This window comes from Facklamia languida CCUG 37842 (assembly GCF_000245795.1).
In the GTDB taxonomy this organism is placed as follows: domain Bacteria; phylum Bacillota; class Bacilli; order Lactobacillales; family Aerococcaceae; genus Facklamia; species Facklamia languida.
The window spans coordinates 665,909-691,116 of record NZ_JH601133.1; the positions used below are offsets into that span (position 1 = coordinate 665,909).

The following is a 25,208-nucleotide window of genomic DNA, read 5'->3' on the forward strand; positions in this document are numbered from 1 at the left end:
GTTTCAGTGATTGTATAGGTGTAAGTACCAGCTTTTTCATAGCTAATTGGGGCGAAGGTAATGTTACCTCCAACGTTGGTCACCGTTTCAGTATGGGGTTTTTCGACACCTTCTGTGGTTTCGGTTAAGACGAACTCGAACTCACCATCCGCTAAATCACGTCCTGTTAAGACTTTGGTTGCGGTGATGGTCGCTTCACCTGGACTTGCGGTATAGGTATTCTCTACAGTAAACTCATTTGTTGAGCCTTCGACAGCAGTAACTTTTCCAGCAGTATAATTATCTGCTTTCCAATCAATACCGTCTTTATCTACTTCTTTGACCGTATACTGAATTTTTTCTCCATTACCCTCTGAATCTAATTCAACTTTTGGTAGATTAGTCCACTCTACTTTCGTTGAGTCAGACGGTAATTGTTTACGTTCACCAACTAATTCTTCGCCATTCATTAATTGGAAGTAAACATCTGGTTTTGTTGCACCTTCCGGAACATCTTTCCATGTTTTAGTTACTTTTACTGAAGTCGTTTCATAATTATTAGTGAAGGTAAATGTTTTCGGTTGTGTTTCATCTTCTTCAGTGTCTGGATCATTAGCCACGGCGTCTTGAACGGTTGGTTCACTTACAGTATAGCCTGGAGCTTTCCAATCATTACCGCCTTTATCAACCTCTTTGACGGTATACTGAATGTCGTTTCCGTCAGCACCGACTATTGGTAGATTTTCCCAACTTACTGTTTTACCTGTATATTGAACAGGGTTTGATTGTCCTTCCGGAACTTCAGCTTTACTATCACCATTCATTAATTGGAAGTAGACATCTGGAGTATCCTCTGTTGGTTTGGCATTCTTCTCAGTTGGTTTACCATCTTTTTGCCATACTTTTTCTGATAATACAGTAACTTTTTCGTCTTCTTTTGTATTTGTTACTGTAATAAATTTATTTGAGCTTTCTGCAGTCAGTTCTTCTGAACTATAAGTTGTTTTGAACCCTTCTAATCCCTCAACTTCTTTTCCATTTTTAACAGAGTACTCTTTAACTGAATATTTTATTAAGTCTCCATTCTCATCGTAAGGAGGCAGATTCCAAAATCCAGCACGCCATGGATAGTATTCGCCTTCGTTTGAAGTGTAACTATCGGTACTACCGTTTAATATAATTGATTGTTTTTCATCTCCATTAGCAAATAATTTTAAAATAATTGTTTTGTCTTCAGCATCACTTACATTAGACCACTCTTTTTGTGCAAAAATATCGATTCCTTCATTATTAACAATCGTAATACCGGATTCGCCATCTCCTGAAGCTGAGGAGGGTGTATAATTTACAGCATTATTTCTTATAATACTTTCAACATCCGGACGTTGAAGTCCATTTTGATCTTTATTTACTTTAATATCATCAAAATCATAAAATACTTGAGATAGATATTGTGGATTATCATTCGTCTCATCTAGATTAATAAATTTACCATCCACAACAATTACGTAAGAGTCTCTTGGATCAACCGTTCCAAAGTTTATCGTAAATTTATCTAAACTAGATTCCGTCGTCCTTTGAACTCTATCAATATCAAACTTTTCTGAGAAATCTAGAACCTCACCACTTTCGATACCCTCATCGAAGGTTTTTTGATTATAGGCATAACTATATGGCATATATTTGCGACTTGCAGTTGGTACTTTATATATTTTAATATTAGCACCAGCTGCATTGGTAATGGAGTTTTGATTTCCTCGATTTGAAAAAGTCAATGTGGTATTAGTTGTAGTTTGTTGATTCCCTTCTAATGGATTGACATAGATAATTTGTCGGAAGGTGTTCTTATTTAAATCTGAACTTACAACAAGCGATCCTACCGAAGGAAATCCTTTAAGATTTGGTGGTGTCTGGAATGGCAAGGTTCCCTGATTTGCAACTTGATGTGCTTCCTTCTCCCGATAATCAATATCAATCGGTTCAGTTTTATAAGTCATACCTAAAGAAGAATCACCGATAGTATACCCAAAAACTTCTCCTTTTTTACTTGTAGTTATTACTGATCGGTCAACATATCCCCCAATAGATGTCGTACCAGATAATACTTTAAAAGTATCAACATAATCTGTAAAAGTATATTTAATCGTTTTGTTTGTCGGATCATATGTAGCTTCCGCAATAACTCCCAAATTATTTGCTAATGATATTTTGTCTGTTAATACTTGTATCGGTGAAATACCAGTAGGATCATAATTATCACTTAACTTAACCGTAAAATAATCCCCAGCTTTGATGTCATCAGGTAAATCATCAACAAAGCCTAACTCATATGCTAATTCTAACCCTACTGCTTCGTTTGGATAAATAACATTCTGACTTGCACCCTTCCTCTTTGATGGATTTAAAATTCGAGAAGACGAATTTAATAATACAACCTTGTCTGAAACATTCCTTCCACCTTTTTGTGGAACAGTGAAAGGAACGCCAATCGGAATGGTATACTCTTTAGTATCCGCCACATATCCTTTGGGAGCCTTTTTTTCCTTTAAGGTATGCTTTCCACCGGTTGTTATTGGGTAATCAATAACCCCGTCTTCTCCCTCTCTTGGGATACCGTCAATAAGATTTCCTTGTGCATCTTTAAATTCAAAAATAGCACCTTTTAATGGTTTTCCATCTTGATCAACTTTACGAACAGTGAAATTGTGCGGCAAATTTGTATTTTCTACGTCTTGACCGAAGACTTGCTTAATAGTCAGCATAGGAACCATGGTTGCAATTACCATGAAGAAAGACACTAAACGAAATAAAATTTTATTTAGCTTCATATTCTGTGTTTTTTTCATTATTTGTTCTCCTATCCAATAATTTAGGTTTTTTAGGGCAACCTATAATCCCTTTTCATATTTTAAAACTATTTTCGTTAAATTCAATAGGAAAATATAGCTGTATAACTTTCTGATAGAAAACGACTATCACACATTGTACAAATAGTTCATTATAAATGTTAAATTGAATTGATTTCTTTACTTGTATTTTTATATTCCCTGAATAGAAACATCTAATAACAAACCTTTCTCTCTTAAAGAGACAAGCTTAATTTAATATAAGATTTAGTTAAATAACAGAAAATTACTTCCTCAACTTTTAATGACTCTCCCTCCCTTTTGGCGGACCAACAATGGTCATAATTCGATCTATTTTCCCACCTTGTTTTCCATAGATAGATTTTTGTGTGACCCTGCATCTTTACATTTTCTTTACATCGTTTTTACTTAGAATTTACCTTGCCTTGTTACAATTCAGGAAGGGTCATAAGATTCTTGACACCTTATCGAATGATCAAATCAGAAAGGATGTTGACACCTTGAAACATTTAATTAAACGAACACTCTTAGTGGGGCTTGGACTTTCTGCTCTTGCCATGACAGCACCTAGTCCCAGTCATGCGGAAGATGCTCTAAGTGGTACGATTGAATTCTATACGTCACAACCAGACGAAGATGCGGCGAAGTTAGTCGAAGAATTTAATAAGCTCTACCCTGATGTGACAATTAATATTTACCGGTCTGGAACAGAGGAAGTCGTCAGCAAAATCAATGCTGAGGAAGAAGCAGGTCAGGTCTTAGCCGATGTGGTCCTACTTGCTGATGCAGTTACCTTTGAAGGCTTTAAATCACGCGACTTGCTTTTAGAATACCGTTCGCCGGAGACGGAAGCGATTGATTCTCAATATGTTGATGATTACTACACAGGGACTAAGACACTGGCGACTGGTATTATTTATAATACAGATGCCATCACCGAAGCACCAGATTCATGGAATCTCTTTACTGATGAAGCTAGCAAAGATGCCTTTGCGATGCCAAGTCCTCTCTACTCAGGAGCTGCTGCCTATAATCTGGGTGTCTTGACTCGTAATGAAGCCTTTGGCTGGGATTTCTACCAACAAATCCAAACCAATCAGCCGATGGTCACGAAAGGTAATGGTGGGGTGCTCGAGTCTGTCGCTAGTGGCGAGCGGTCATTTGGTATGATTGTCGACTACCTGGTCCAAAGAGCTGCCAAGGATGGCGCTCCTGTTGCCTTCGCTTATCCTAAGGAAGGAGTTCCTGTCATCACTGAACCAATCGGTATTATGGCGGCAACGGAAGAAGAAGAAATTGCGAAAGCTTTTGTGGACTTCCTCTTGTCTGAAGCGGGACAAACGCTCCAAGCAGAGTTAGGCTATGCCCCCATCCGTCAAGGGATCGAGGCGCCTGAAGGTCTACGGTCCGTTGATGAAATTGATGCCGTGCTCTCTGCCGATATGAAAGAATTATTTGAGAATCGCGAAGCGGATAAAGAAGCCTTCGACAAACTCTTCGCCGAATAACCTAGGGGGGTAACCCTTGAAAATTCCAACTGAACCGCGCGTTGAGGGGTCCTCATTGACTAGGATTCCCTCAACGCTTCTTAAAAAATCTTTAAAGAACTTTATCCTACTATTATTAGTGGTTCTCTTCTTTGCCTTGCCAATCTTACGTCTATTCTGGATGAGCATCCAAGAAGAGGGGCACTTGTCCTTAACGCACTATCAAACCATCCTAAGTGATCCAAGAACATGGGAGGTCCTTGGCAACACCCTCCACCTTGTCTTCGGTTCCCTCATCTTAGCCTCCTTGATCGGGATCACCCTAGCCTGGATCGTCGCCTATACAGACATTCGATTTAAGTCCGTCATCCAACTCTTAACCTTCTTACCGCTTGTGATCCCATCTTACGTTGCTTCCTTGGCTTGGGTTCAATTCTTCCGTCCAAAAGGGCTGGTCTCCCAGCTCCTATCCGCTCTGCTAGTCGAACCAATTAAGATCAACCTCTACAGTCTCGGTGGGATCATTTTTGTGATGGGTTTGACGACCTACCCCTTGGTTTATCTCTTTACAGTCAATGCTTTTAGAAGGATTCCAAGAGATGCAGAATTAGCCGCTCGCTCCAGTGGTGCTTCCTTGTGGCGAGTCTTTTCAAAGATTACCTTGCCTATGGCATTACCGGGGATTATGGGGGGGATATTTATCGCTTTTTTGAATTGTTTAGATAACTTTGGGATTCCTGCTTTCTTAGGGACACCCGCTCATATAACCGTTTTAACCACTTATATTTACCAACAGGTGATTGGCTTTGGACCCACTGCTTTTAATCGCTCAGCTGTTTTATCGGTTCTTTTAACACTGATCGCTTTGGTAGTGATGGGGATTCAATGGCTCATCACCCGCAAATCACAAGTCATCGAAACCCATCAGCTCGATTCTAGACCGCGCTATTCTCTAGGTCGAAGGCGCTGGCTCATCGAAGCCATCGTAGCCCTCTTCTTGGTAACAACAAGCATCATGCCCTTAATCTCACTGGTCTGCTCTCCCTTAGTCAAGGCAGTCGGCCTTCCATTCACTTGGGATAACCTCAGCTTCAAAAACTACCAATTCATTCTATCCAACCCCCAAACCCAAGGAGCCATCCTGACTAGTTTGAAGCTAGCTGGGATTTCCGCGCTGATTATCCTTATCCTAGGAACCCTCTTTGCCTACAAAAGGACCCGGGAAAACAATCGTTTGACCCGGTACCTGGAAGCTATGATGACTGCCCCTTATGCTTTACCGGGTACGGTTTTTGCCTTGGCCATGATTTTCAATTGGATGCAACCCCTGCCTGGTTGGAATCCAGGTATCTATGGTTCTGTTTGGATCCTTTATCTGGCATATGTATCGCGCTTTATGATTATCCAAGTTCGCAGTGGGGTGACCGCTTTTAATCAAATCGATCGGTCGGTCGAAGAAGCGGGGCAAGTCGCTGGGATGACGGGTTGGACCAAATGGCGCACCCTCCTTATTCCCTTGATTCTTCCTGTTGTCTTTAATGGAACCCTCTTAGTCTTCTTGCAGTCCCTGACTGAATTAACCCTCTCCTCCCTCCTCTATTCTTCCCAAGCGAAGACCATCGGGGTTCAAGTACTAAGTTATCAACAAGCGGGCTACACATTGAATGCGACGGCTTTTTCTAGCCTGATTGTCGGTTTGATTTTCCTAGCTTATTTAGTCGTCTTCCTGTTAGCAGGTATCCTGAGACGAAAGAGGTGGATCCAATGAGTATTCAAATCAATCAATTAACAAAAAACTACCAAGACTATCAAGCCTTGAAAGAGATCAACCTGACCATCCATGACAATGAATTTATCGCCATCCTGGGACCATCTGGCTGTGGCAAGACCACTTTGCTTCGACTGATCGCTGGATTTGACCTTCCAACCAGTGGACAAATTATCGAAGAGGGGCGCGTCGTGTCAACGAGCCAGCAGCGCATTCCCGTCAACCAACGCAACATTAGCATGGTCTTTCAAAATTTTGCCCTGTGGCCACACCTGACGGTCAGTCAGCACCTCCTCTTCCCCTTAAAGCATCACCACTTTGTCCCTGAAAAGTATCGTAAAAACCCTAAAGAACGCATTCAAGAAGTACTGGCCATGGTCGATTTAGAAGATAAACAAGATCATTATCCTCATCAATTATCAGGGGGTCAAAAGCAACGCGTGGCCTTGGCGCGGGCGCTTGTGACAGAACCCAAATTATTATTGATGGATGAACCCTTGAGTGCACTGGATGCAGAGCTACGAATTGAGATGCGCAGTGAAATCCAACGCCTACACCAACAAACGCAAGCCGCGATTGTTTATGTGACACATGACCAGGGGGAAGCCTTAGCGATGGCCGATCGCATTATGGTCATGAACCAAGGAACCGTTGAGCAGATTGCCAGCCCTGAAACGATTTACTACCAGCCCGCCAGCCAATTTGTTAGTGAATTTGTCAGTAAAGCCAATCTCTTCAAGGGACGCTGGGAGAACCATCTCTTTCAAGTGGAAGGGACGGACTGTTATTGGTCCGATCATGATACGCCACAGTCCCTTAAGGATCAAAATTACTACCTCGTCCGGCCCGAATCCATTCAGTTATTACCAGTTGAATCCAATGATTCTCAAGGACTCATTGGTCGGATTGAGACTCGACAATTTCAAGGCCAACACTACCATTACACCATCCAATTAGCCCATCAAACCATCCAAGCCAGCCTCCCCTACACTCAAAAATTCCCCCTTGGAACAAGGGTGGCGATCGTACCTCAGGGTCAAGGAGGGATCTAAATGCTTAAGTTGACCATCCTCGGATACTGGGCAGGCTTCCCCAACTTAGGTTCAGGGAGTTCTAGCTACCTCCTTCAAGGCCCCTTAGGCAATGTCATCCTGGATATGGGGTCTGGGAGTGCCGCGAGTTATACCGCTCAACATCACTATGAAACGCTTCAAGGATTGGTCCTCTCACACTGGCATCACGACCACGCGGCCGACCTGCTCCATTATCAGCACGCCTGGAAGGTTCTGATGAAGCAAGGAATTGTTCAAGATCCTCTACCCCTCTATGCACCACCGATTCCTAGCTATCTTCATCCCCTGCTCGATCCCTCTATCCTCGATATCCACTTAATCAATGAACAAGCACCTTTTGAATTGGCTGGGATTCAATTTGAGCCTTTCCCAGTCCACCATACCATCCTCTGCTATGGTATGAAGATGCAATTCGAGGATGAGACAATAGCTTATACTGGGGATACAGCCTACTTCTCCCAGCTAAGCCAAGTCATTAAAGGGTGCCAGGTTTTACTCTGCGAAGCGACGAATTTTGAAGGAAGTCTCCATTCGAGCGGTCAGGGCCATATGTCGCCACAAGAGGCCATCCATCTGGCCCATGAAGCGGAAGTGGACCAAGTGATCCTCACCCACCTGCCGAGCGACCTCAACCTCGACCAGGTTCGTTCACAATTGTCCGCACAATACCCGAATCAGTGGGCCATCTTAGCAGCTGATTATGGCGGCTAAATCATCGCCGGTCTCATTAAAGGTTCTATCTCCCTTTTCTATTCCATACCAATAAGACCAGCCCCTGAGTCCATTCAAAGGCTGGTCTTTTCTTACACTTGATTCGATCCTGACAGAGTGAGATGGTATAATACATCCAACAATCAACAAGGAGGCTCATGATGTCAAAGTCTAATTCGACAAATAATAATCTTCTCCTAGACCGGGTCCAGGGCCTCTACCAAGCCCATGCTGAGGTCCCCTACATCTCGCCGGATCGTGACTTACCAGCTTGGTTAGAAGACCTCAACTTGGGTAAGAGCCGGCCAGTCGCTAAGCGGCAGATGATCCGCACTCCAGAAGGCCTGTTACCTGGCCATATCATCCTCTTGTGGCGAGTGAGTCTAGGTACCTATACCTCGGACACCTGGATCAGCAAGTATTTCGAATACGATTATGGTATTAATGGTCAAGACATTGACAAGTTGGTCCAAGCTGGTTATGTCCGCATTCAATCCGCCACCGAGTCCTTGGACCTGGTCACTAGCCCCCAGCTTAAAGCCTGGCTCAAAGCTAAGGGGGTCAAGGGTTACTCCAAGCTCAACAAGTCAGACCTGATCCAAGCCGTTCTCGCCCATTATCCAGAAGGCGACCTAGCCGATCTCTATGACCAAAGACGCTATGTCCTAACGCCTAAGGGACAGGCGACCTTGGCGGCGAATAGGGAGATCGTCGACCGCCACCCCAAGATGGCGCTCTAGCCTAAGCGGCGGTCACGAGTCCTAGACCAAATCGAGGGCCCGCTCGACATAATTCGTAATAATCGCATCAACCCCCATTGCCGCAACCTGCTGGATCAATTCTGGGTCATTGACGGTATAGGGATTGACCTGAATGGCTTGGTCTTGACAGTTGATTAAGTCTGCTGGTTCTAGACTGACAAAGTAGGGATGGTAGTGGCCCACACCATACTGCTGGCAGTAGCTTCCTGGTTCTAAGAGGCAGGCCCCTGTTAGGAAGGCGAATTCGACCGCGGAACCCTTGGCGAGACTCATAAAGTCCACCACACTGTGATGGTTAAAGGATGAGATCAAGACCCGGTCGGCCAGATTAAATTCTTGGATCAACCCCCAAACGCGTTCATTGATCCCCTGGTAGCGGAAGATATTGGTCTTTAATTCAATATTAACCTTAATGGACAAGGGCTTGAACCATTCGAAGAATTCTCTTAAGGTGAGGATCTTAATGGCTTCTGGATGGCTAACCTGTGTCTGGGGAAAGTCCCCATAGAAGGCGAAGGTTTTCAATTCCTTGAGGGTCTTATCTTTCACATAGCCTTGGCCATTAGAGGTCCGGTCAATCCGTTCATCATGAATGATCACCACCTCTTGGTCCTTGGTTAAGTGAACATCTAACTCGATCCCCCAAATATCAAAGTCTGCCGCCTTGTCAAAAGCTAAGAGGGTATTCTCAGGATAATAAGCGGAATATCCGCGGTGGGCAATAATCGCTGTCATTATTTACTAAAGTCCTCTCCAACAATCCGGTTGAGAATGGATTGTTCTGTTTCTTTGTCAAAAAGCATAATCTTCTCCATATTCAGATGAATGTAGACTTGTTCACCAATTCGAACCGGTCGCGCCGGATTAAACCGCGCAACCGATTCTCTCTCACACGCCTTGAAGTCAAAATAGACATAGGTATCCGATCCCACTTGTTCCACATTCTTAGCGGTTACCTGAACGGTGCTGGGGGTAGAGAGACTATCGGTATAATGCAAGTCTTCCGGCCGGATACCGACGTAAATCGCTTGCCCTACTGGGTCGACCTTTAAGTTGGCCCGGTTGCTTTCGTCTAAGGGGAAGCGTTGGTCATTAATCTGAACCGCTGGTCCATCCCCATCCTGAACCAAGTGCCCATTAAAGAGGTTCATCATGGGCGATCCTATAAATTCGGCCACAAATTTGTTGGCTGGATTATAGTAGAGGTTGGCCGGTGTATCAAATTGTTCAATATTCCCTTCACTCATCACCGCAATCTTGGTCCCCATGGTCATGGCTTCTGTCTGGTCATGGGTCACATAGATGAAGGTTGTACCCAGCTCCCGGTGGAGTTGAGTAATTTCTGCCCGCATGGAGACCCGCAACTTGGCATCCAAGTTGGAAAGGGGTTCATCCAGAAGAAAGACCTTGGGGCTGCGCACCATGGCCCGGCCAAGTGCTACCCGCTGACGCTGACCACCGGATAAGGCCCCTGGCTTCTTATCCAAAAGGGGGGTCAATTGGAGAACCTGAGCCACTTGTTCCACCCGACGATAGCGCTCCTTCTTCTTAAAGCCCTGCATCTTGAGGGCAAAGGCCATATTATCCCGGACATTCATATGGGGATAGAGGGCATAGGACTGAAAGACCATGGCAATATCTCGGTCCTTAGCTGGGATATTATTGACCAATGTATCCCCGATCCACAACTCCCCTTCTGAAATGGTCTCCAATCCCGCGATCATTCGCAAGGTGGTCGACTTCCCACAGCCTGATGGCCCGACAAAAACAATAAACTCCTGGTCTTCAATTTCTAAGTTAATATTCTTGACAGCCTTATAGCCATCTTCATAAATTTTAGCGACGTCGATTAAGCGTAACTTTGCCATTGACTTTCCTCCTTCAATTATCCTTTGACCGCACCAGCTGTTAAGCCCTTGACCATATTGCGCTGACCCACAATAAAGATTAAGAGACTCGGAATCATACAGAGGACCACACCCGCTACCATGAGAACCAGCGATTGCGAATCCACACTATTGAGCATGGAAATCCCGATCTGAACCGTCCGCGCTTTGTCATTATTGGTCACCAAGAGGGGCCACATATACATATTCCAGCCTGATAAGAAGGATTGAACCGCCATGGCCCCAAGAGTCGGCTTAATTAGGGGCATCAAGATGGTAAAGACAAAGCGACTATCCGAACAGCCGTCAATCTTAGCGGATTCATAGACCTCATAGGGGAAATTCTCAAGAGATTGGACACACAAGAAGATGTTAAATGCGGAGACCATATAAGGAATGATCAAGACATAAAGGGTATCGGTCCAGCCCCACTTTGAAACCATTAAGAATTGTGAAATGATCACGGCTTCGCCTGGGATCATCATAGTGGAAAGGATTAAGGCGTATAAGATCCCCTTGCCCTTGAAATTCAAGAAGCGGAAGGCAAACCCTGCCAGGAGAGACGTGGCAATCTGCAAGAGGGTAACGGAGATCGCGACAATCATGGAATTGCGGATGTAGGTCCCGATGGGGGCAATCTTAAAGACATCCACAAAGTTATCCAGGGTTGGATGCTGAGGAAAGAGGACAGAATCGGGATTGTATAATTCACCCGAAGGCTTGACTGCCATCAAAAAGGCATAGATCAAAGGGAACATAATAAAGACCCAGGCCAAGAGGTTTAAGCCAATTAAGGCCACCCGTCCCCAGCGTGCTTGCCGGATATACTTCTTCTCAATGGGACTCAGTTGTCGTTGGGTCATACCTTTCGCTCCCTTCTAGTCATAAACATCAGGATCGTTAAGATCATCACAATCACAAATAAGACGACCGATTCAGCCGAGGCAAAGCCATAGCGATAATTCATAAAGGCATTCCGATAGACATCGTAGACAATCACGTTGGTGGATTGGCCAGGGCCTCCCTTGGTTAAGATGTTAATCTGCCCGAAGCTTTGGAAGGCATTAATAACATTGGTGACCACTACGAAGAAGAGGGTGGGCTTCAAGGAAGGCAGGGTGATGTTGGTGAATTGGTGCCAATTATTGGCCCCATCAATGGAAGCCGCTTCATATAAACTATCCTCAATACTGGCTAAGCCTGATGAGAAGTAGAGGAAGTTCATACCGGAATTCAACCAGCCCGTTAGAAAGGCCACCGCAAACAGTGCCAGGTCTGGATTGGTTAGCCATGACGTGGTCATGCCAAAGATCTTATTAATGACCCCCACTGTAGGATTCAACATCACTTGAAAGATCATGGCCATCCCGGCTGAAGCAATTGCCATCGGCATGGCATAGGACGCTGAGAAGAACTTAATACCGGGAAAGGTCTTTTGGCAGAGTAAGGCCGTTGTAAATCCAATCAAGACCCCCGTGACCACCACAATCAAGACAAATTTCAAACTGACCAGAACTGAATTCCAGAAACTGGCACTCGTAAACAATTCCGCGTAGTTTCCCCAGCCCAAAAAGCTGGCATTGGCTCCCATTCGGTCCGTTAGAAAAAGAGACCGATAAATGGTCTGGATAAACGGCCAAAACATAAAGCAGGCCAAAATTAAAAGCGCGGGTAATAAGTAGATAAAAGGTTGGACCTTCTTCGCCAAGGTCTTCTCTTCCTTAACCACCACGACATTCCTACCTGGCGTTGTCAAAATAGTCATCTCCTATCTCATAAAAATGAGCTGGGGGGTAAGCTAAATGCTTACAACCCAGCTCTTAAAGTCGCATTCGCAAGGCATTGATTAGTTGTTCGCAGCGTTGTAATCTTCTAGGGCTTTATTCACTTGACTTGCCATATCTGCCACAGCTGTTTGAACATCCTTGTTACCATTTAAGAGATTTTCAAGCTCTGCTTCAAAGATTTGACGTGCTTCTTGATTGACGGCTGAAACGGCACCTTGTGATTCAGGGGTTGCATCATGTAATTGGTCAATCGCTGTTTGGAATTGAGGGAACTCTTCTAAGTTTTTCTTGAAGGTCTCTTCTTCATGCGCAGCAGTTGTCACAGGGAAGTAACCTGTATCCGCATTCCATTGAGCTTGAGAAGGTGCTGAAACAAGGAATTGGATGAATTTCCATGCAGCGTCTTGACGGGCTTGGTCACCGGAATCAATGATGTAAAGCGAAGCCCCACCGATCGAAACGCCATCTTGGTCTTCTTCATCGATCCCTGGATAATAAGCTGTTCCCACTTCGAAACGGTTATCCACTTCGGTTAAGATTTGACGAAGGCTGGCAGTTGAACCAATTGTAATAGCAGATTGACCTGCAACGAATTCAGGGCTTCCGCCTTCACGGCCAACATTTGGCATTGCGCCACTGTCCACACCGTCTTTCCACATTTGGAGGATCTTAGCCATTCCGCCATTCTCATCAAAGGCAACCTTGGTTGCTGCTTGATCGCGGCCATTTCCATTGTCGAAGATGTCAAAGGCACCCTTGTTCATCCATTGTTCAATGTACCAACCATAAATCGTTGTTGACATAGCCATGGTTGCGCCACCCTTCTCAACTAGGGTTGGTGCAATTTCAAAAATTTCACGCATGTTGGTTGGAATTTCAGTGATGCCTGCCTTGTCAAAGATGTCCTTGTTATAGTACATAATTGGAGTTGAAGAGTTGAAAGGCATGGATTGTAAAGAATCATTAATGGTGTAATAAGCTAATAAATTAGGTTCAAACTCAGAAAGGTCAAAATTATCAGCATCCACATAGTCTTGAATTGGTGTTGTTAAGCCAGAATCCGTCATGAATTGTAGGCCTTGTTCAAAGACTTGGACCACATCTGCCCCTACTTCAGAACCTGAAGCAGAAGAACGTAACTTGGTTAAGGTCTCATCGTAAGATCCTTGGTATTGCGCTTCAACGACGATTTCATCTTGGGATTCGTTGAATTGGTCGACTAATTTTTGAAGGGCTTCACCTGTTGACCCTCCCATACCATGCCAGAAAGTTAACTTAATGGGTTCTTGAGCATGAGCCGTTTGGCCAAAGGGAGCCAATCCAGCCAATACCATCACAACTGATAGAAGACCCATCATTAAATGCTTGAGTGTTTTTTTCATTTGATATCCTCCTTCATTTCGACCTTTCTTTATCCTGATCGATAGTCCTAATATAGCAAGCCATTGTTAATTTAGTGTAAATCCAAAGTAAATTTTATGTAAAAGTACACAAGCAACCGGCTTAAATGCTGACAGCATCCAATCGGATTGAAAAGCTAAATGGGTCAAAATAAAAAGGCCTCAAAAAGAGGCCTGCCTTCCTATTAAAGGGCTAATATCTGTTACTCTTGGGATACTTCTATCAATAAATTCCATCAGAATAGAATTTTGAACCATAAAAAAAACAGCACATGACTCATTATCAGACTTTTACGCGTATATACAATAGTGTCTATTTAGCTTTATTGCAGCTTTTGCAGAACTTCTAATTACACACAAGAGTATAAGAAGTTATATTTTTTGCTACCTTTACTCGTAATGACTATAGATAGATTCGACTTTTTCAATCGTAAAATAGAAAATATGTTCTCTCGCATCTTTGCTAAATTTTCTTGGAATAATAAAATGTCTATTTAATTATATCCATCATTTTTGTAATGTCTGGAATAACGAATGGTAATGGCTAACCGTACGAGCAATTGTTCTTGTTGTAAATAATTTTAGTGCTAATCTTTTGTTATATTTTTGGAGGTTTGATACCCTTTATATAGGGATTAGTTGATTAATCCCTATATAAAAATTGAAAAGGGAAAATAGTTAACGCTTATGATGCTTGGCATAACGGATTTTTCTATGCGATTGAATCGGGTGATCTTACATTTAATTCTTCTCAAGCTACTTTACCTGCTAAAATAAGTCTTTTTTGGAGAGGCTTCCCTGCTGGAACTAGTAGTAGGTTAAAAGCTACTATTTCAGACAAGAATTTAGTTACTACTTATGATATTCCTTAAGAGGTGATTTTAAATGAGTCCTTTTACTAATTTTAAAATATTTTTAGTATTGGCTCCTATATTATTAGGTATCTTCCTCTTTCTTTGGTATAAGGAAAGGGATGAACATAAAAAGAAGTCTTATAAAATAGCTAGTATTGTTACGGCTGTAATATGTGTGCTTACTTACTTACCTTTATTCGGTGGTACTCTTCAGAGTATTCTGGGTAGTTAGCCGTTATAAGTTGAAAAGCAAATGTTTATTTAAAGTAGCTTTCAGTTTTTGAGAGCTACTTTAATTTTTTATGTTAGGTGAATAAATAGTAGTTTTTATACTTGAAATTTACGATTGATAAAAAAATAAACCAACGAAGAAACATTCTTCGAATGGTTTATGGAATTTGAGATAATAATTTGCTGTTCTTTAGAAAGAATGGTGAACCTTTAAATTTGCCCGCCATCATTAAAATACTTCATGAGTTTGAAGATGGCAAAACGTTAACTACACACATTTATAGACATACTTTTATCACTCGTATGATTGAAAATAATGTACCTTCTAAGCTGATAGCTGAACATGTCGGTTGGTCTGACACGCAAATGTTAAAAGTCTATGCGCATTTCTCGGAGCAAATGAATAGTGAGCTCAAGGAAGCAATCGCCAAAATTTCAATATAATTCTGCTACTTTTTTGCTGCTTTTTGGATCTTTTCATCCCTGAATCGCTCTAGAATAGAGATTGTTGACCATAAAAAAACGGCACATGACTTCGTCACTTATAGCTGCTACCTTCCGGTCCTGACTCGGTTCGTGACTCCATCATTGCCTTAATTTATTCTACCATGGCTGGTCTGGTTTGTAAAGGTCTGCGCTCTAGTCTATATTCAAGCTGTAATAAAGATTAAAAGGTGACGATCTGCTTCTTATCATTTAAATCAATATAGTACTCTGTATTTTTTTGACTTAAATATCATTCTTGAAGAGGAAGAGTGAAAGATAGACCTCATGAAGTTTATTTACTCAGCTTCATTATAAAAAATGCTTGATTATTATTCACATAACTTACTTATTCAATGACCTATTTACTCGATCTCATCCCTTTACCTGAAATAAATAGACTTCGTCATTTTTGGGCAATACTTAATTATGATTGATTCTAATAGGTTAACTAATATATAAAGTTACCTTTATTTTTATAGTTTTCAGAACGATCAATAATAAAAGGAAGGCAGTTCCAATGCTTAATCAAAGGAAAGTGGACGATCCGCGTAGCGTGCATTGCCTTACGGTTTACCGTTTAGGCAATGCCTAGCGGATCGAGCCCGGAAAAGCATCGCTTTGGAGGGCGATCCCCTTTAGTTAAGCATTGGAACTGCCTGCTTTTATTTATTACCGGTTTACCGTTTAGGCAATGCCTAGTGAGCCTAGCCCGGAAAAACTTGGCTTTGGAGGGCGGTCCCCAGTGATTTTATTCATTCGTTACGTCCTGCTTTTAGAAAGTTATTACCCATTATTCCGTAAAATCATAACATGTTCAATAATCCTGTTGATAAGTCTGTGGATAAACCCGACTTATTAACAGCCGCCTGTTGATAGATCGTCCGACTTGGCTTGGCGGCGCGCCTTATTGCGCTGACGCAAGCCCTGAAAGAAGTCCCGCATTAATCGCCCACTCTCCTGGGCTAAGACCCCCTGAACCACTTGCGGTTGGTGGTTAAACCGGTCTTCTGCCAGTAAATTCATCAGAGAGCCTGCACATCCCCCCTTGGGATCTGGTGCGGCATAAATGACCTGGTCCAACCGAGCCATGACCACAGCACCAGCACACATCGGGCACGGCTCTAAGGTCACATAGAGCCGGGCCCCTTCGAGCCGCCAGGCACCCAGGGTTTGGTTGGCGGCTTGAATGGCTTGAATCTCCGCATGGCCAGTGGCCAGATGGGCCATTTCGCGGACATTATGACCGCGGCCAATAATCTGCTGGTCTCGTACGATCACTGCCCCGATCGGGACTTCACCTAATTGGGCGGCCTTTCGAGCTTCCAAGAGGGCCTCCCGCATCCAGCCCTCATGGTCCCTACGTTCTTCATCACTCAATTGGTCAACTTGAATCACGGACCTCACCTCTCTTTCCACGCCATCAAAAAAAGGAACTCCCTGATTCAGGGAGTTCCTTGGGCTTACCCTTAGTCTAATAAGTCTTGCACTTTATCGCCAGCTGCGTTGGCAGCATCTTTGGCCAACTTCATGATTTCATTGAAACCATCGCTGACTTTAGAAGTGACTTGATTTGAAGAGTTAGCAAACTTCATTAAGCTGTTAATTTCAGCATCTGAAAGTTCATCAACAATGGCTACTAACCGATCGCTACCATTCAACTTATGCTTAACATAAGCTTTGGCTTTTTCACGGTTGACAACACCTTGAACATGGTGACGAGTATCTTCATCCACCATCGCATAAATAGCAAGACCGGCAACAGCTGCGACAGCAGCAGTTCCTAATAAGAACTTTCCAAGACCTTGATTGTTTTTACTCATTTGACTTCCTCCTCTAATCTGGAATCAGGTTAATCATTATCTAATTGAACACCTTCATTATACCACCAATGCTAGGTGATTAATAATAATATGCTTGAGGTCTGTCTAGGCCTTGGACCGGTTGTTAATATTAATCGATCCAGACCGGCCACCAATGGTAATCTGGTCGCCTAATTCAATCGACCCATCGAGCAACATCTCACTGAGTTCATCCTCAATCTGCTTCTGGATGGCACGTCGGATCGGACGCGCGCCATATTCTGGATCAAAGCCACTTTCGGCAATGATGTCCACAGCTGTTTCTGTAATTCTGGCCTTAATTTCCATATCGGCTAAGCGACTAATGATCACAGCAGTATGGAGCTTGACAATCTCACGAATCTGGTCCTTGGTCAAGGACTTGAAGACAATCGTCTCATCGATCCGGTTCAAGAATTCTGGTCGAAAGGCCCGCTTCAACTCTTCCATAATCCGTGCTTCCATGGCCTTGAAGTCATGACTATAATCCACCGCCCCAAAGCCAACTGATTTGTCATCACGTAGCGCGGTTGCCCCCAAGTTGGAGGTCATAATAATGATCGTATTGCGGAAGTCGACCTGTCGTCCCTTGCCGTCCGTCAACTGACCATCATCAAAGACTTGGAGTAATAGGTTAAAGACATCGGGATGGGCCTTTTCAATCTCATCTAATAGAATGACTGAATAGGGCTTCTGTCTCACTTTCTCAGTGAGTTGGCCTGCCTCATCATAACCGACATAGCCGGGAGGGGACCCGATCATCCGGGAGATGGAGTGCTTCTCCATGTATTCGGACATATCAATTCGGATCATATTCTCTTGTGAGCCAAACATGGAATCTGCCAGCGTCTTAGCCAATTCAGTCTTACCAACCCCGGTAGGCCCTAAGAATAAGAAGGAACCGATCGGACGTTGGGGACTCTTGAGGCCAGACCGAGCCCGTCGGATGGCACGGGCCACCGATGAAACGGCTGCATCCTGGCCGATCACTCGTTCATGTAATTCCTCTTCTAGGTGAACCAACCGCTTCGATTCTGTTAGATTCATCTGGTGGATAGGCACACCGGTTGCCATGGCAATCACTTCACTGACTTCTTCACTGGTCACGCATGGCCGTTCAACCACTTGGTCTTGGTCCGTCTTTTTCTTCTTATTCGCGGTTTTTTGGATGGCTTCTTCGACCTTGACTTCTTCTTCGCGCAAGTCTGCTGCTAAGTCAAAATTCCGCTCCAGGATGGCCTGCTCCTTCCGCTTACTGATCGCCTTTAATTGGACTTCTAATTCTTGAATATTGTAAGGATCTTGTCCGCGTTCAATCCGGACCTTGGCAGCTGCTTCATCAATGAGGTCCACTGCCTTGTCTGGCAACTTGCGTTCCGTCAAATAACGGGCACTTAATTTAACAGCAGCTTCAATCGCCTCATCCGTGATCTCGACCTGGTGGTGGTCTTCATATTTAGACCGTAAGCCGGTGATAATCTCAATCGATTCAGCAGGTGTAGGTTCATCAATCACCACCTTGGAGAAGCGGCGCTCCAAGGCGGCATCCTTCTCAATATGCTTTTGGTATTCGTCAAAGGTCGTAGCACCAATCGTTTGGATCTCACCGCGGGCAAGGGCCGGCTTCAGGATATTGGCCGCATCAATCGCACCTTCGGCTCCCCCAGCCCCCATCAAGGTATGAAGTTCATCAATAAAGAGGATGACTTGACCCTCCTGGGCGATCTCTTCAATAATCTTCTTCATCCGCTCTTCAAATTCACCGCGGTACTTGGTTCCTGCCACTAGGGCCGCCGTATCCAGCATCATCAACCGCTTGGTCATCAATTCCTTCGGCACCTTGCCTGAAACCATGGCTTGGGCAAGTCCTTCGGCAATCGCGGTCTTGCCAACCCCGGGTTCGCCCACCAAGACCGGATTGTTCTTGGTCCGGCGTGAAATAATCTGGATCATGCGCCGAATCTCTTCTTCACGGCCAATCACAGGGTCCAACTGATTATCGCGGGCTAGTTGGGTTAAGTCTCTGGAGACACTGTCCAGGGTCGGGGTGGGGGAATCGGAGGCTTGATTCTTGTTTGCCTTGGCTTGCCGGCGGTTCTGTTGGTCCGACTTCTTCTGAGGACTGACCCCCATTTCTTCAAAGATCGCCTGGCGCAGTTGGCCCAAATCAATGGACAAGTTCTTTAAGAGAACCGTCGCTAAGATTTCTTCTTTAATTAAGGCCAATAACAGGTGTTCCGTTCCCACTCTGGCTGCCCCCAGTCGCTTGGCATCCGTCGAGGCATTCATGATCACCTTCTTGGCCCGAGGAGAATAAGGAATAATGGCTTCCCCCTGCGTGCGGGGCTGGCTCACTTTGCCATGAATGATTTCCAATTCATGGAGGAGTTCAGAATAATCCGCCCCAAATTCACGTAAAATCGTTCCCGCAATCCCACGTTCTTCTCTGGCGAGACCTAAGAGAATATGTTCCGTGCCAACGGCTTGGTGTCTTAAATAGTAGGCATGTTCCGCCGCATAGAGCATGGCTTGGCGGGCACTTTCAGTAAATAACTCTTCAAACATTCCATCACCTCTTAATTGTTTTCTGCTTTCAGTTCATATTTGAGTTCTTGAAGAAAGGTCGATAATAATAGGGCGCGCGCCATTTGGTCTTGGTTGGAGAGACTATGTAAGACCGACTTCTCAATCACAGAGAGGATCAACCGCCCTTCTCTGGCAGTAATAATCTCCTTATCAACCAGCGTTTCAATGATGGCGACACCATTTCGATAGGATAATTTATCCCCGATTAAGTCCAACATGGAATCCACTTCGGCTGCATCATTGGCTAACTCCACTTTCAGGATGCGGATATAACCCCCGCCCCCACGCTTACTCTCAACAAAATAACCATGTTCTTGAGTAAAGCGCGTGTTGATCACATAATTAATCTGCGAAGGAACACAATCAAAGTGATCGGCAATATCACTGCGCCGAATCTCTAAATAATGGGTATTCTGCAAGAAGCTCTTCAAGTAGGCTTCAATGATATCCGACATATTCCGCTGCGACACACGCACCACCTCCATTCGTTAAATTAACATTGACTTTCTTTGACTATTATAACCAAAAAGGACCCCTTCGACAAGTCATTTGGTCAAAATTAGTCTAAGGTCCGACTGGACAAGTGCTCGTCCACTCTGACTGTCTTCCTTGACCTAATTTCTCCAGGCTGGGTCTACTCGACATTATCAAGAGAGTTAACTGTAGGGTCTTATAGGTGACTTGATCCCGTCGATAATTAAAGGCAGAGGCGGCCTTCTTCAGTTAAAAAATGCTAGGATCCTGGTCTGGAAAGTCGGCCCATATTTTCTTAAAATGTTCTAAAGCTTGATGTGTACAAATTAGTATGAAACTTATCTTTTTTATTTAAAAAAATGTTTGTTTTTTATGGATAAAATCATTATACTATCTTAAGTGAAGTGTCCTAAACACAAGATATGGGGTTCTGCTCCTCGTTTTGTTCCTATATCTTGTGGTTGAATGGACCTAATAACGCTACTAAATAATCAGAGAGGATGACCCCACCCATGTCGACCCCAACCCCAACCTCCCCTGTTATTACTTGGAACCAGGCGGGCTTGAATGAAGCTATCAAACAATTCCCCCAAGTGACCCCGATCACCGATGAGATGAAGATTACCCATGCAGGTGTTTCGCGGATGGTCATGTTAGACCGGTATGCCTTCAAGGATACGGCTAAGATCACTCTGGCTCCTGGTGACCTTGTCGTCTTAACAGTGAAACAAGATCCCTCCTATCCTGCTAGAGGGATTGGTATTGTGCAAACCATCGATTGGGATCAGCACCAAGCCACGATCCTGATTGAAGAAGAGTACCGCGGCCCTCTAGAAAGTGACCAAGAGAAGGAAACTGGACTAGTCACACGGTCAATTGATAGCCTGGATAAGCCCTTAGAAATCTATTATGAACAGATTGCCCATCGGAATGCGCGTGGGCTGGCTGAAATCGAATCCGATCCTGCCAAGGTTCAAGAAAGTTTCGATGCCTTCTACCACCAGCTCTCACAGATGAACTTTGTCCCAGCCGGCCGGGTCCTTTATGGAGCAGGTTCCCAAACAGATGTCACCTATTTCAACTGTTATGTGATGCCCTATATCCCCGATTCAAGAGAAGGGATTGCGGAGCATCGTAAGGAAGTCATGGAGATCATGTCGCGTGGAGGTGGTGTTGGAACCAATGGTTCCACCCTCCGTCCCCGCAACACATTAGCACGTGGGGTCAATGGTAAATCATCCGGGTCCGTCTCTTGGCTGAATGATATTGCGCAATTAACCCATTTGGTTGAACAAGGTGGATCCAGACGGGGCGCTCAAATGATTATGTTGGCTGACTGGCATCCTGATATTATTGAATTCATTATCTCTAAGATGCAAAACCCACGGATTCTTCGCTACTTAATTGAACAGACCAAGGATGACCAGATCAAGCAGCTTGCCCATGAAAAGCTAAAATTTGTCCCTCTTAGCTTGAATGAACAGACCATGCATGAAGCGATTATCGCCCAGGCTAATGAAGAGTCCGGCTTCAATGCGGATATTATTGCCCACTCCAAGGCCATGTTACGTGATGGCGGCCATTATACCGTCCACAAGGAAGACTTCCTGACAGGGGCCAACATCTCCGTGACCATTACAGACGACTTTATGCAGGCCGTTCAAGCTGATGGCGATTGGGAATTACGCTTTCCTGATGTGGAACATTATAATGAAGCGGACATGGAGGCTTATAACACCCAGTGGCATCAAGTCGGAGATGTGCGTGAATGGGAGGCGCTAGGTTATTCTGTGCGCACCTACCGCACCATCCCAGCCCGCGAATTATGGAAGCTGATTAATATCTGTGCCACTTATTCAGCTGAACCTGGTATCTTCTTTATCGATAATGCCAACCAAGATACCAACGCGACCGCCTACGGTCAAAAAGTGGTCGCAACCAATCCATGTGGTGAGCAGCCACTTGCCCCTTATTCTGTCTGCAACCTGGCAGCCATCAATCTCGCCAACATGGCCAACCAAGAAGACCAAACCGTCAACTTTGACAAGCTCAAAGAGACCGTACGCACCGGTGTCCGACTTCAAGATAATGTCATTGATGCGACCCCTTACTTCTTAGAAGCCAACCGTAAACAAGCCCTCGGTGAGCGCCGGATTGGCCTCGGGGTAATGGGCTTAGCAGACCTGCTGATCTACACCAACCACCGTTACGGATCAGCTGAAGGCAATGCGGTCATTGATCAAGTCTTTGAAACCATTGCCATCACCGCTTATGAGACCTCGATCGAATTAGCCAAAGAGAAGGGCAGCTTCCCCTTCCTAGTTGGAGCGGATGACCAAGCCACCCAAGAGCTGAGAGAGAAATTCGTCCAAACAGGTTATATGCAGAAGATGCCAGACCATATCCGTCAAGGGGTCTTAGAGCATGGAATCCGCAACTCCCACCTCTTAACCGTTGCGCCAACTGGCTCAACCGGTACCATGGTTGGTGTCGCGACCGGACTGGAACCCTACTTTGCCTTCAAATATTACCGGTCAGGTCGTCTCGGTAAGTTCATCGAAGTCAATGCAGGGATTGTCCAAGACTACCTGGCCCAACACCCAGAAGCCGATGCAGACCACTTACCTGAGATCTTTGTTTCGGCCATGGAACTGGAACCTGAAGAACACGTGGATGTTCAAACAACCATCCAACGTTGGGTCGATTCCTCGATTTCTAAAACTGTTAATGCTCCAAAGGGCTACACGGTGCAACAAGTTGAGAAAATCTATGAACGCCTCTATACAGGAGGTGCCAAGGGCGGAACTGTCTATGTCGATGGATCACGCGACTCTCAAGTCTTAACCCTCAAGGCAGAGGAGAATGAACAAGACCAAAACATTGCCCTCTTCGAAGTCGAAGACCAAGAAATCCGAGTCGTTGAAGAAGCTGATGAACTACGTCAATTAGTGGAATTGGCTGAGAAGGACCACTTGGCGCAGAGTGGCCATACCGATGATGTCGTCTACGGGTCTGAAGTAGGCGATACCTGCCCTATCTGCCGTAAAGGCATTGTAGAAGATATGGGAGGGTGCAACACGTGTACCAACTGTAATGCCCAATTGCGGTGCGGCCTCTAATCATTAAACCCCTCTAGGCTTGGAAGTGATTTGTCTTCCAAGCCTTATTTCTTGCTTTTAACCCTGTCTATTCGTTATAATGAGATCATTCTAATCAGTGTTTGATTGTTTCCAAAAGGAGTGTTCAAATGTTTAAAAAAATAAGCAAAATTCTCTTAACCAGCTTGATTGGGCTAAACTTCATGGGCGCGCCGCTTCAAGGTCAGGCACAAGACGTTCAAATCGATCCCTCTGTTGACCAACGCCTTTCCATTATGACCATTGGTGAGTTAGCCACCCTCGACTCTATGCTCTACAATGATACCCCTTCTTCAGATATGATCGGTCAGATCTTCGAAGGACTCTACCGGGTATCCACTGGATCAGAAGTGGAATTGGGGCAAGCAGAAGATGTCGCCATCTCTGAAGATGGTCTGACTTATACCTTCACCTTACGCCAAGGCCTCACCTGGTCGAACGGTGACCCGATTACCGCACAAGACTATGTCTACACCTACCAACGTCTTGTCGATCCTAATAATGCCAACACCTCTTCTTCCGTCGAAGTCTTCAAGAACGCAGCAGCCATCCGGAATGGCGAAAAAGACTTAGAAGAATTAGGAGTAACTGCTAGCGATGACCATACCCTAGTGATTGAATTAGAATACCCTGCGCCTTATCTGCCTAAGCTCTTGACGGGCTCACGCTTCATGCCGGTCAATCCTAAAATGGTCGAAGAGCATGGGGATGCCTATGCCACTTCTGTTGACACCTTAGCTATGAACGGTCCTTTCTTACTCCAGAATTGGACCGGGACTGAATTAGAATGGCAACTCGTTAAGAACCCTAATTATTGGGACCAAGAGCATGTCTACCTCGACGAAGTGAGTGTTTCTGTCGTTAAAGAGACTGGAACCGGAGCAGACCTGTTTGATGCCGGTGAATTAGACTATGCCATCCTAAATGATCAATTTGTAAGCCAATATCAAGGAGTTGAGTTCTTCCACCAAGAACCTAAGGCGACCATCGGTCATATCCAATTTAATGCAACCAAAGAACCGACCAATAATGCGAGTCTCAGACGTGCCATTACCCAAGCCATCGACAAGGATACCTATGCCAAGAGTGTTATCCAAGATGGGTCTACCCCATTAAATGGCTTAGTCCCTGCAGGATTTGATGTCAATGAAGCGGGCGAAGATTTCCGTGAACAAGCTGGCGACCTGCTCCCTTATAACCCTGAAGCAGCACTGGCTGATTGGGAACAAGCTAAGAAAGAATTAGGGGTTGACCAGTTAGAACTGGAACTCTTAATCTCGGATGCCGACCTATCCAGAAAGACCGCCGAATATATTCAAGCTCAGCTAGCGACGAACCTTCCTGGCTTAACCATCACCATCCGGTCTGTCCCCTTGCAAAACCGACTTGAATTCCAACGAGCTTTAGACTTTGACTTCTTCTATGGAACTTGGGCACCCGATTATCAAGATGCCATGAACTTCGTCGAACAGTATGCAACCGATGGTGGGATCAACTTTGGCCAATATTCCAACGCTGAAGTCGACAAATTAGTGGAAGAAGCGCGTTTCGACCTAGCCAATGACCCTGAGCAAAGACGTCAAGCCCTCATCCAAGCTGAAGCAATTATGATTGGTCAAGATGCCTATGGCTCTGCCCTCTACCAGGCGGCCAACTCCTACCTCTTAGCCCCTCAAGTCCAAGGCTTTGAAGTTCTTCCCTTCGGTCGGACGATCAACCTAAGAACCACCTATATTACAGCAAACTAAAAGAGTGAAATTTAAGGGTTGACGTCTTTCAGATTTTCATTTACAATGATTCTCAATTAACCGAATAATAAACAATGTGATGAAAAGATAAGTAACTTGTCCCTTCTTGATACAGAGAGCCCACGGTCGGTGAGA

20 protein-coding genes, 1 other RNA gene and 1 other annotated feature (1 of these 22 cut by a window edge) are annotated in these 25,208 nt (G+C 44.6%); of the genes, 9 read left to right on the top strand and 12 right to left on the bottom strand.

Translation table 11 applies throughout. The features are described from left to right. Positions 1-2,825, bottom strand: a 2,825-nt coding sequence (locus HMPREF9708_RS08380) for an Ig-like domain-containing protein (RefSeq protein WP_006308633.1), incomplete at its 3' end; no start/stop codon positions are given. 521 nt (positions 2,826-3,346) lie between these two features. On the opposite strand from HMPREF9708_RS08380, the gene HMPREF9708_RS03080 reads away from it, so the two are divergent. The 5 genes from HMPREF9708_RS03080 to HMPREF9708_RS03100 all read left to right on the top strand — a co-directional run bounded on the left by HMPREF9708_RS03080 (position 3,347) and on the right by HMPREF9708_RS03100 (position 8,625). Continuing rightward, entirely contained in the window at positions 3,347-4,354 is a 1,008-nt protein-coding gene (locus HMPREF9708_RS03080; protein ID WP_006308634.1) for an ABC transporter substrate-binding protein, read from the top strand. A gap of 16 nt (positions 4,355-4,370) precedes the next feature. After that, positions 4,371-6,101 (top strand): ABC transporter permease, encoded by a 1,731-nt coding sequence (locus tag HMPREF9708_RS03085; RefSeq protein ID WP_006308635.1) that lies wholly within the window; start codon positions 4,371-4,373, stop codon positions 6,099-6,101. Further along, a complete protein-coding gene (locus HMPREF9708_RS03090; RefSeq protein WP_006308636.1) occupies positions 6,098-7,153 on the top strand; it encodes an ABC transporter ATP-binding protein in 1,056 nt (351 codons plus the stop codon). Before HMPREF9708_RS03085 ends, HMPREF9708_RS03090 begins: the two co-directional genes overlap by 4 nt. Beyond that, entirely contained in the window at positions 7,154-7,885 is a 732-nt protein-coding gene (locus HMPREF9708_RS03095) for an MBL fold metallo-hydrolase (protein ID WP_006308637.1), read from the top strand. A 161-nt stretch (positions 7,886-8,046) separates the two neighbouring features. Then, positions 8,047-8,625 (top strand): hypothetical protein, encoded by a 579-nt coding sequence (locus tag HMPREF9708_RS03100; RefSeq protein ID WP_006308638.1) that lies wholly within the window; start codon positions 8,047-8,049, stop codon positions 8,623-8,625. Between the two features lie 21 nt (positions 8,626-8,646). Here the strand turns inward: HMPREF9708_RS03100 and HMPREF9708_RS03105 are convergent, their stop codons facing one another. The 6 genes from HMPREF9708_RS03105 to HMPREF9708_RS08670 form a co-directional block, all read right to left on the bottom strand. Beyond that, positions 8,647-9,381 (bottom strand): glycerophosphodiester phosphodiesterase, encoded by a 735-nt coding sequence (locus HMPREF9708_RS03105; RefSeq protein ID WP_006308639.1) that lies wholly within the window; start codon positions 9,379-9,381, stop codon positions 8,647-8,649. Beyond that, positions 9,381-10,514: an ABC transporter ATP-binding protein gene (locus tag HMPREF9708_RS03110; RefSeq protein ID WP_006308640.1), complete on the bottom strand. Its 1,134-nt coding sequence runs from the start codon at positions 10,512-10,514 to the stop codon at positions 9,381-9,383. Before HMPREF9708_RS03110 ends, HMPREF9708_RS03105 begins: the two co-directional genes overlap by 1 nt. Positions 10,515-10,531: 17 nt before the next feature. Continuing rightward, on the bottom strand, positions 10,532-11,395 hold the full coding sequence (locus HMPREF9708_RS03115; protein WP_006308641.1) for a carbohydrate ABC transporter permease: 864 nt from the start codon (positions 11,393-11,395) through the stop codon (positions 10,532-10,534). Then, on the bottom strand, positions 11,392-12,297 hold the full coding sequence (locus HMPREF9708_RS03120; RefSeq protein WP_083826846.1) for a carbohydrate ABC transporter permease: 906 nt from the start codon (positions 12,295-12,297) through the stop codon (positions 11,392-11,394). Before HMPREF9708_RS03120 ends, HMPREF9708_RS03115 begins: the two co-directional genes overlap by 4 nt. Before the next feature lie 81 nt (positions 12,298-12,378). Then, complete coding sequence (locus HMPREF9708_RS03125) at positions 12,379-13,701, bottom strand: ABC transporter substrate-binding protein (RefSeq protein WP_006308643.1); 1,323 nt, start codon at positions 13,699-13,701, stop codon at positions 12,379-12,381. A gap of 408 nt (positions 13,702-14,109) precedes the next feature. Then, a complete protein-coding gene (locus tag HMPREF9708_RS08670) occupies positions 14,110-14,202 on the bottom strand; it encodes a hypothetical protein (protein WP_408610322.1) in 93 nt (30 codons plus the stop codon). Between the two features lie 191 nt (positions 14,203-14,393). On the opposite strand from HMPREF9708_RS08670, the gene HMPREF9708_RS08675 reads away from it, so the two are divergent. Then, on the top strand, positions 14,394-14,591 hold the full coding sequence (locus tag HMPREF9708_RS08675) for a DUF5626 family protein (protein WP_198004251.1): 198 nt from the start codon (positions 14,394-14,396) through the stop codon (positions 14,589-14,591). Positions 14,592-14,984: 393 nt separating this feature from the next. Further along, positions 14,985-15,248: a tyrosine-type recombinase/integrase gene (locus HMPREF9708_RS03135; protein WP_040447747.1), complete on the top strand. Its 264-nt coding sequence runs from the start codon at positions 14,985-14,987 to the stop codon at positions 15,246-15,248. 64 nt (positions 15,249-15,312) lie between these two features. Here HMPREF9708_RS03135 and ffs read toward each other — a convergent pair. The 5 genes from ffs to HMPREF9708_RS03155 form a co-directional block, all read right to left on the bottom strand. Further along, positions 15,313-15,409, bottom strand: an RNA gene (gene ffs / locus HMPREF9708_RS08105) — signal recognition particle sRNA small type. A 736-nt stretch (positions 15,410-16,145) separates the two neighbouring features. Further along, entirely contained in the window at positions 16,146-16,685 is a 540-nt protein-coding gene (gene tadA / locus HMPREF9708_RS03140) for a tRNA adenosine(34) deaminase TadA (RefSeq protein WP_006308645.1), read from the bottom strand. Positions 16,686-16,756: 71 nt separating this feature from the next. Beyond that, entirely contained in the window at positions 16,757-17,110 is a 354-nt protein-coding gene (locus tag HMPREF9708_RS03145; protein ID WP_006308646.1) for a hypothetical protein, read from the bottom strand. A 105-nt stretch (positions 17,111-17,215) separates the two neighbouring features. Continuing rightward, a complete protein-coding gene (locus HMPREF9708_RS03150) occupies positions 17,216-19,693 on the bottom strand; it encodes an ATP-dependent Clp protease ATP-binding subunit (RefSeq protein ID WP_006308647.1) in 2,478 nt (825 codons plus the stop codon). 11 nt (positions 19,694-19,704) lie between these two features. Then, positions 19,705-20,184 (bottom strand): CtsR family transcriptional regulator, encoded by a 480-nt coding sequence (locus HMPREF9708_RS03155; protein ID WP_006308648.1) that lies wholly within the window; start codon positions 20,182-20,184, stop codon positions 19,705-19,707. A 516-nt stretch (positions 20,185-20,700) separates the two neighbouring features. On the opposite strand from HMPREF9708_RS03155, the gene HMPREF9708_RS03160 reads away from it, so the two are divergent. Then, positions 20,701-23,307 (top strand): vitamin B12-dependent ribonucleotide reductase, encoded by a 2,607-nt coding sequence (locus HMPREF9708_RS03160; RefSeq protein ID WP_006308649.1) that lies wholly within the window; start codon positions 20,701-20,703, stop codon positions 23,305-23,307. Positions 23,308-23,435: 128 nt separating this feature from the next. Beyond that, the gene (locus tag HMPREF9708_RS03165) at positions 23,436-25,073 is read left to right on the top strand and encodes a peptide ABC transporter substrate-binding protein (RefSeq protein ID WP_006308650.1); all 1,638 of its coding nucleotides are present in this window, start codon (positions 23,436-23,438) and stop codon (positions 25,071-25,073) included. Between the two features lie 70 nt (positions 25,074-25,143). Beyond that, positions 25,144-25,208 (top strand) — a binding site (T-box leader) (it continues 192 nt past the right edge of the window).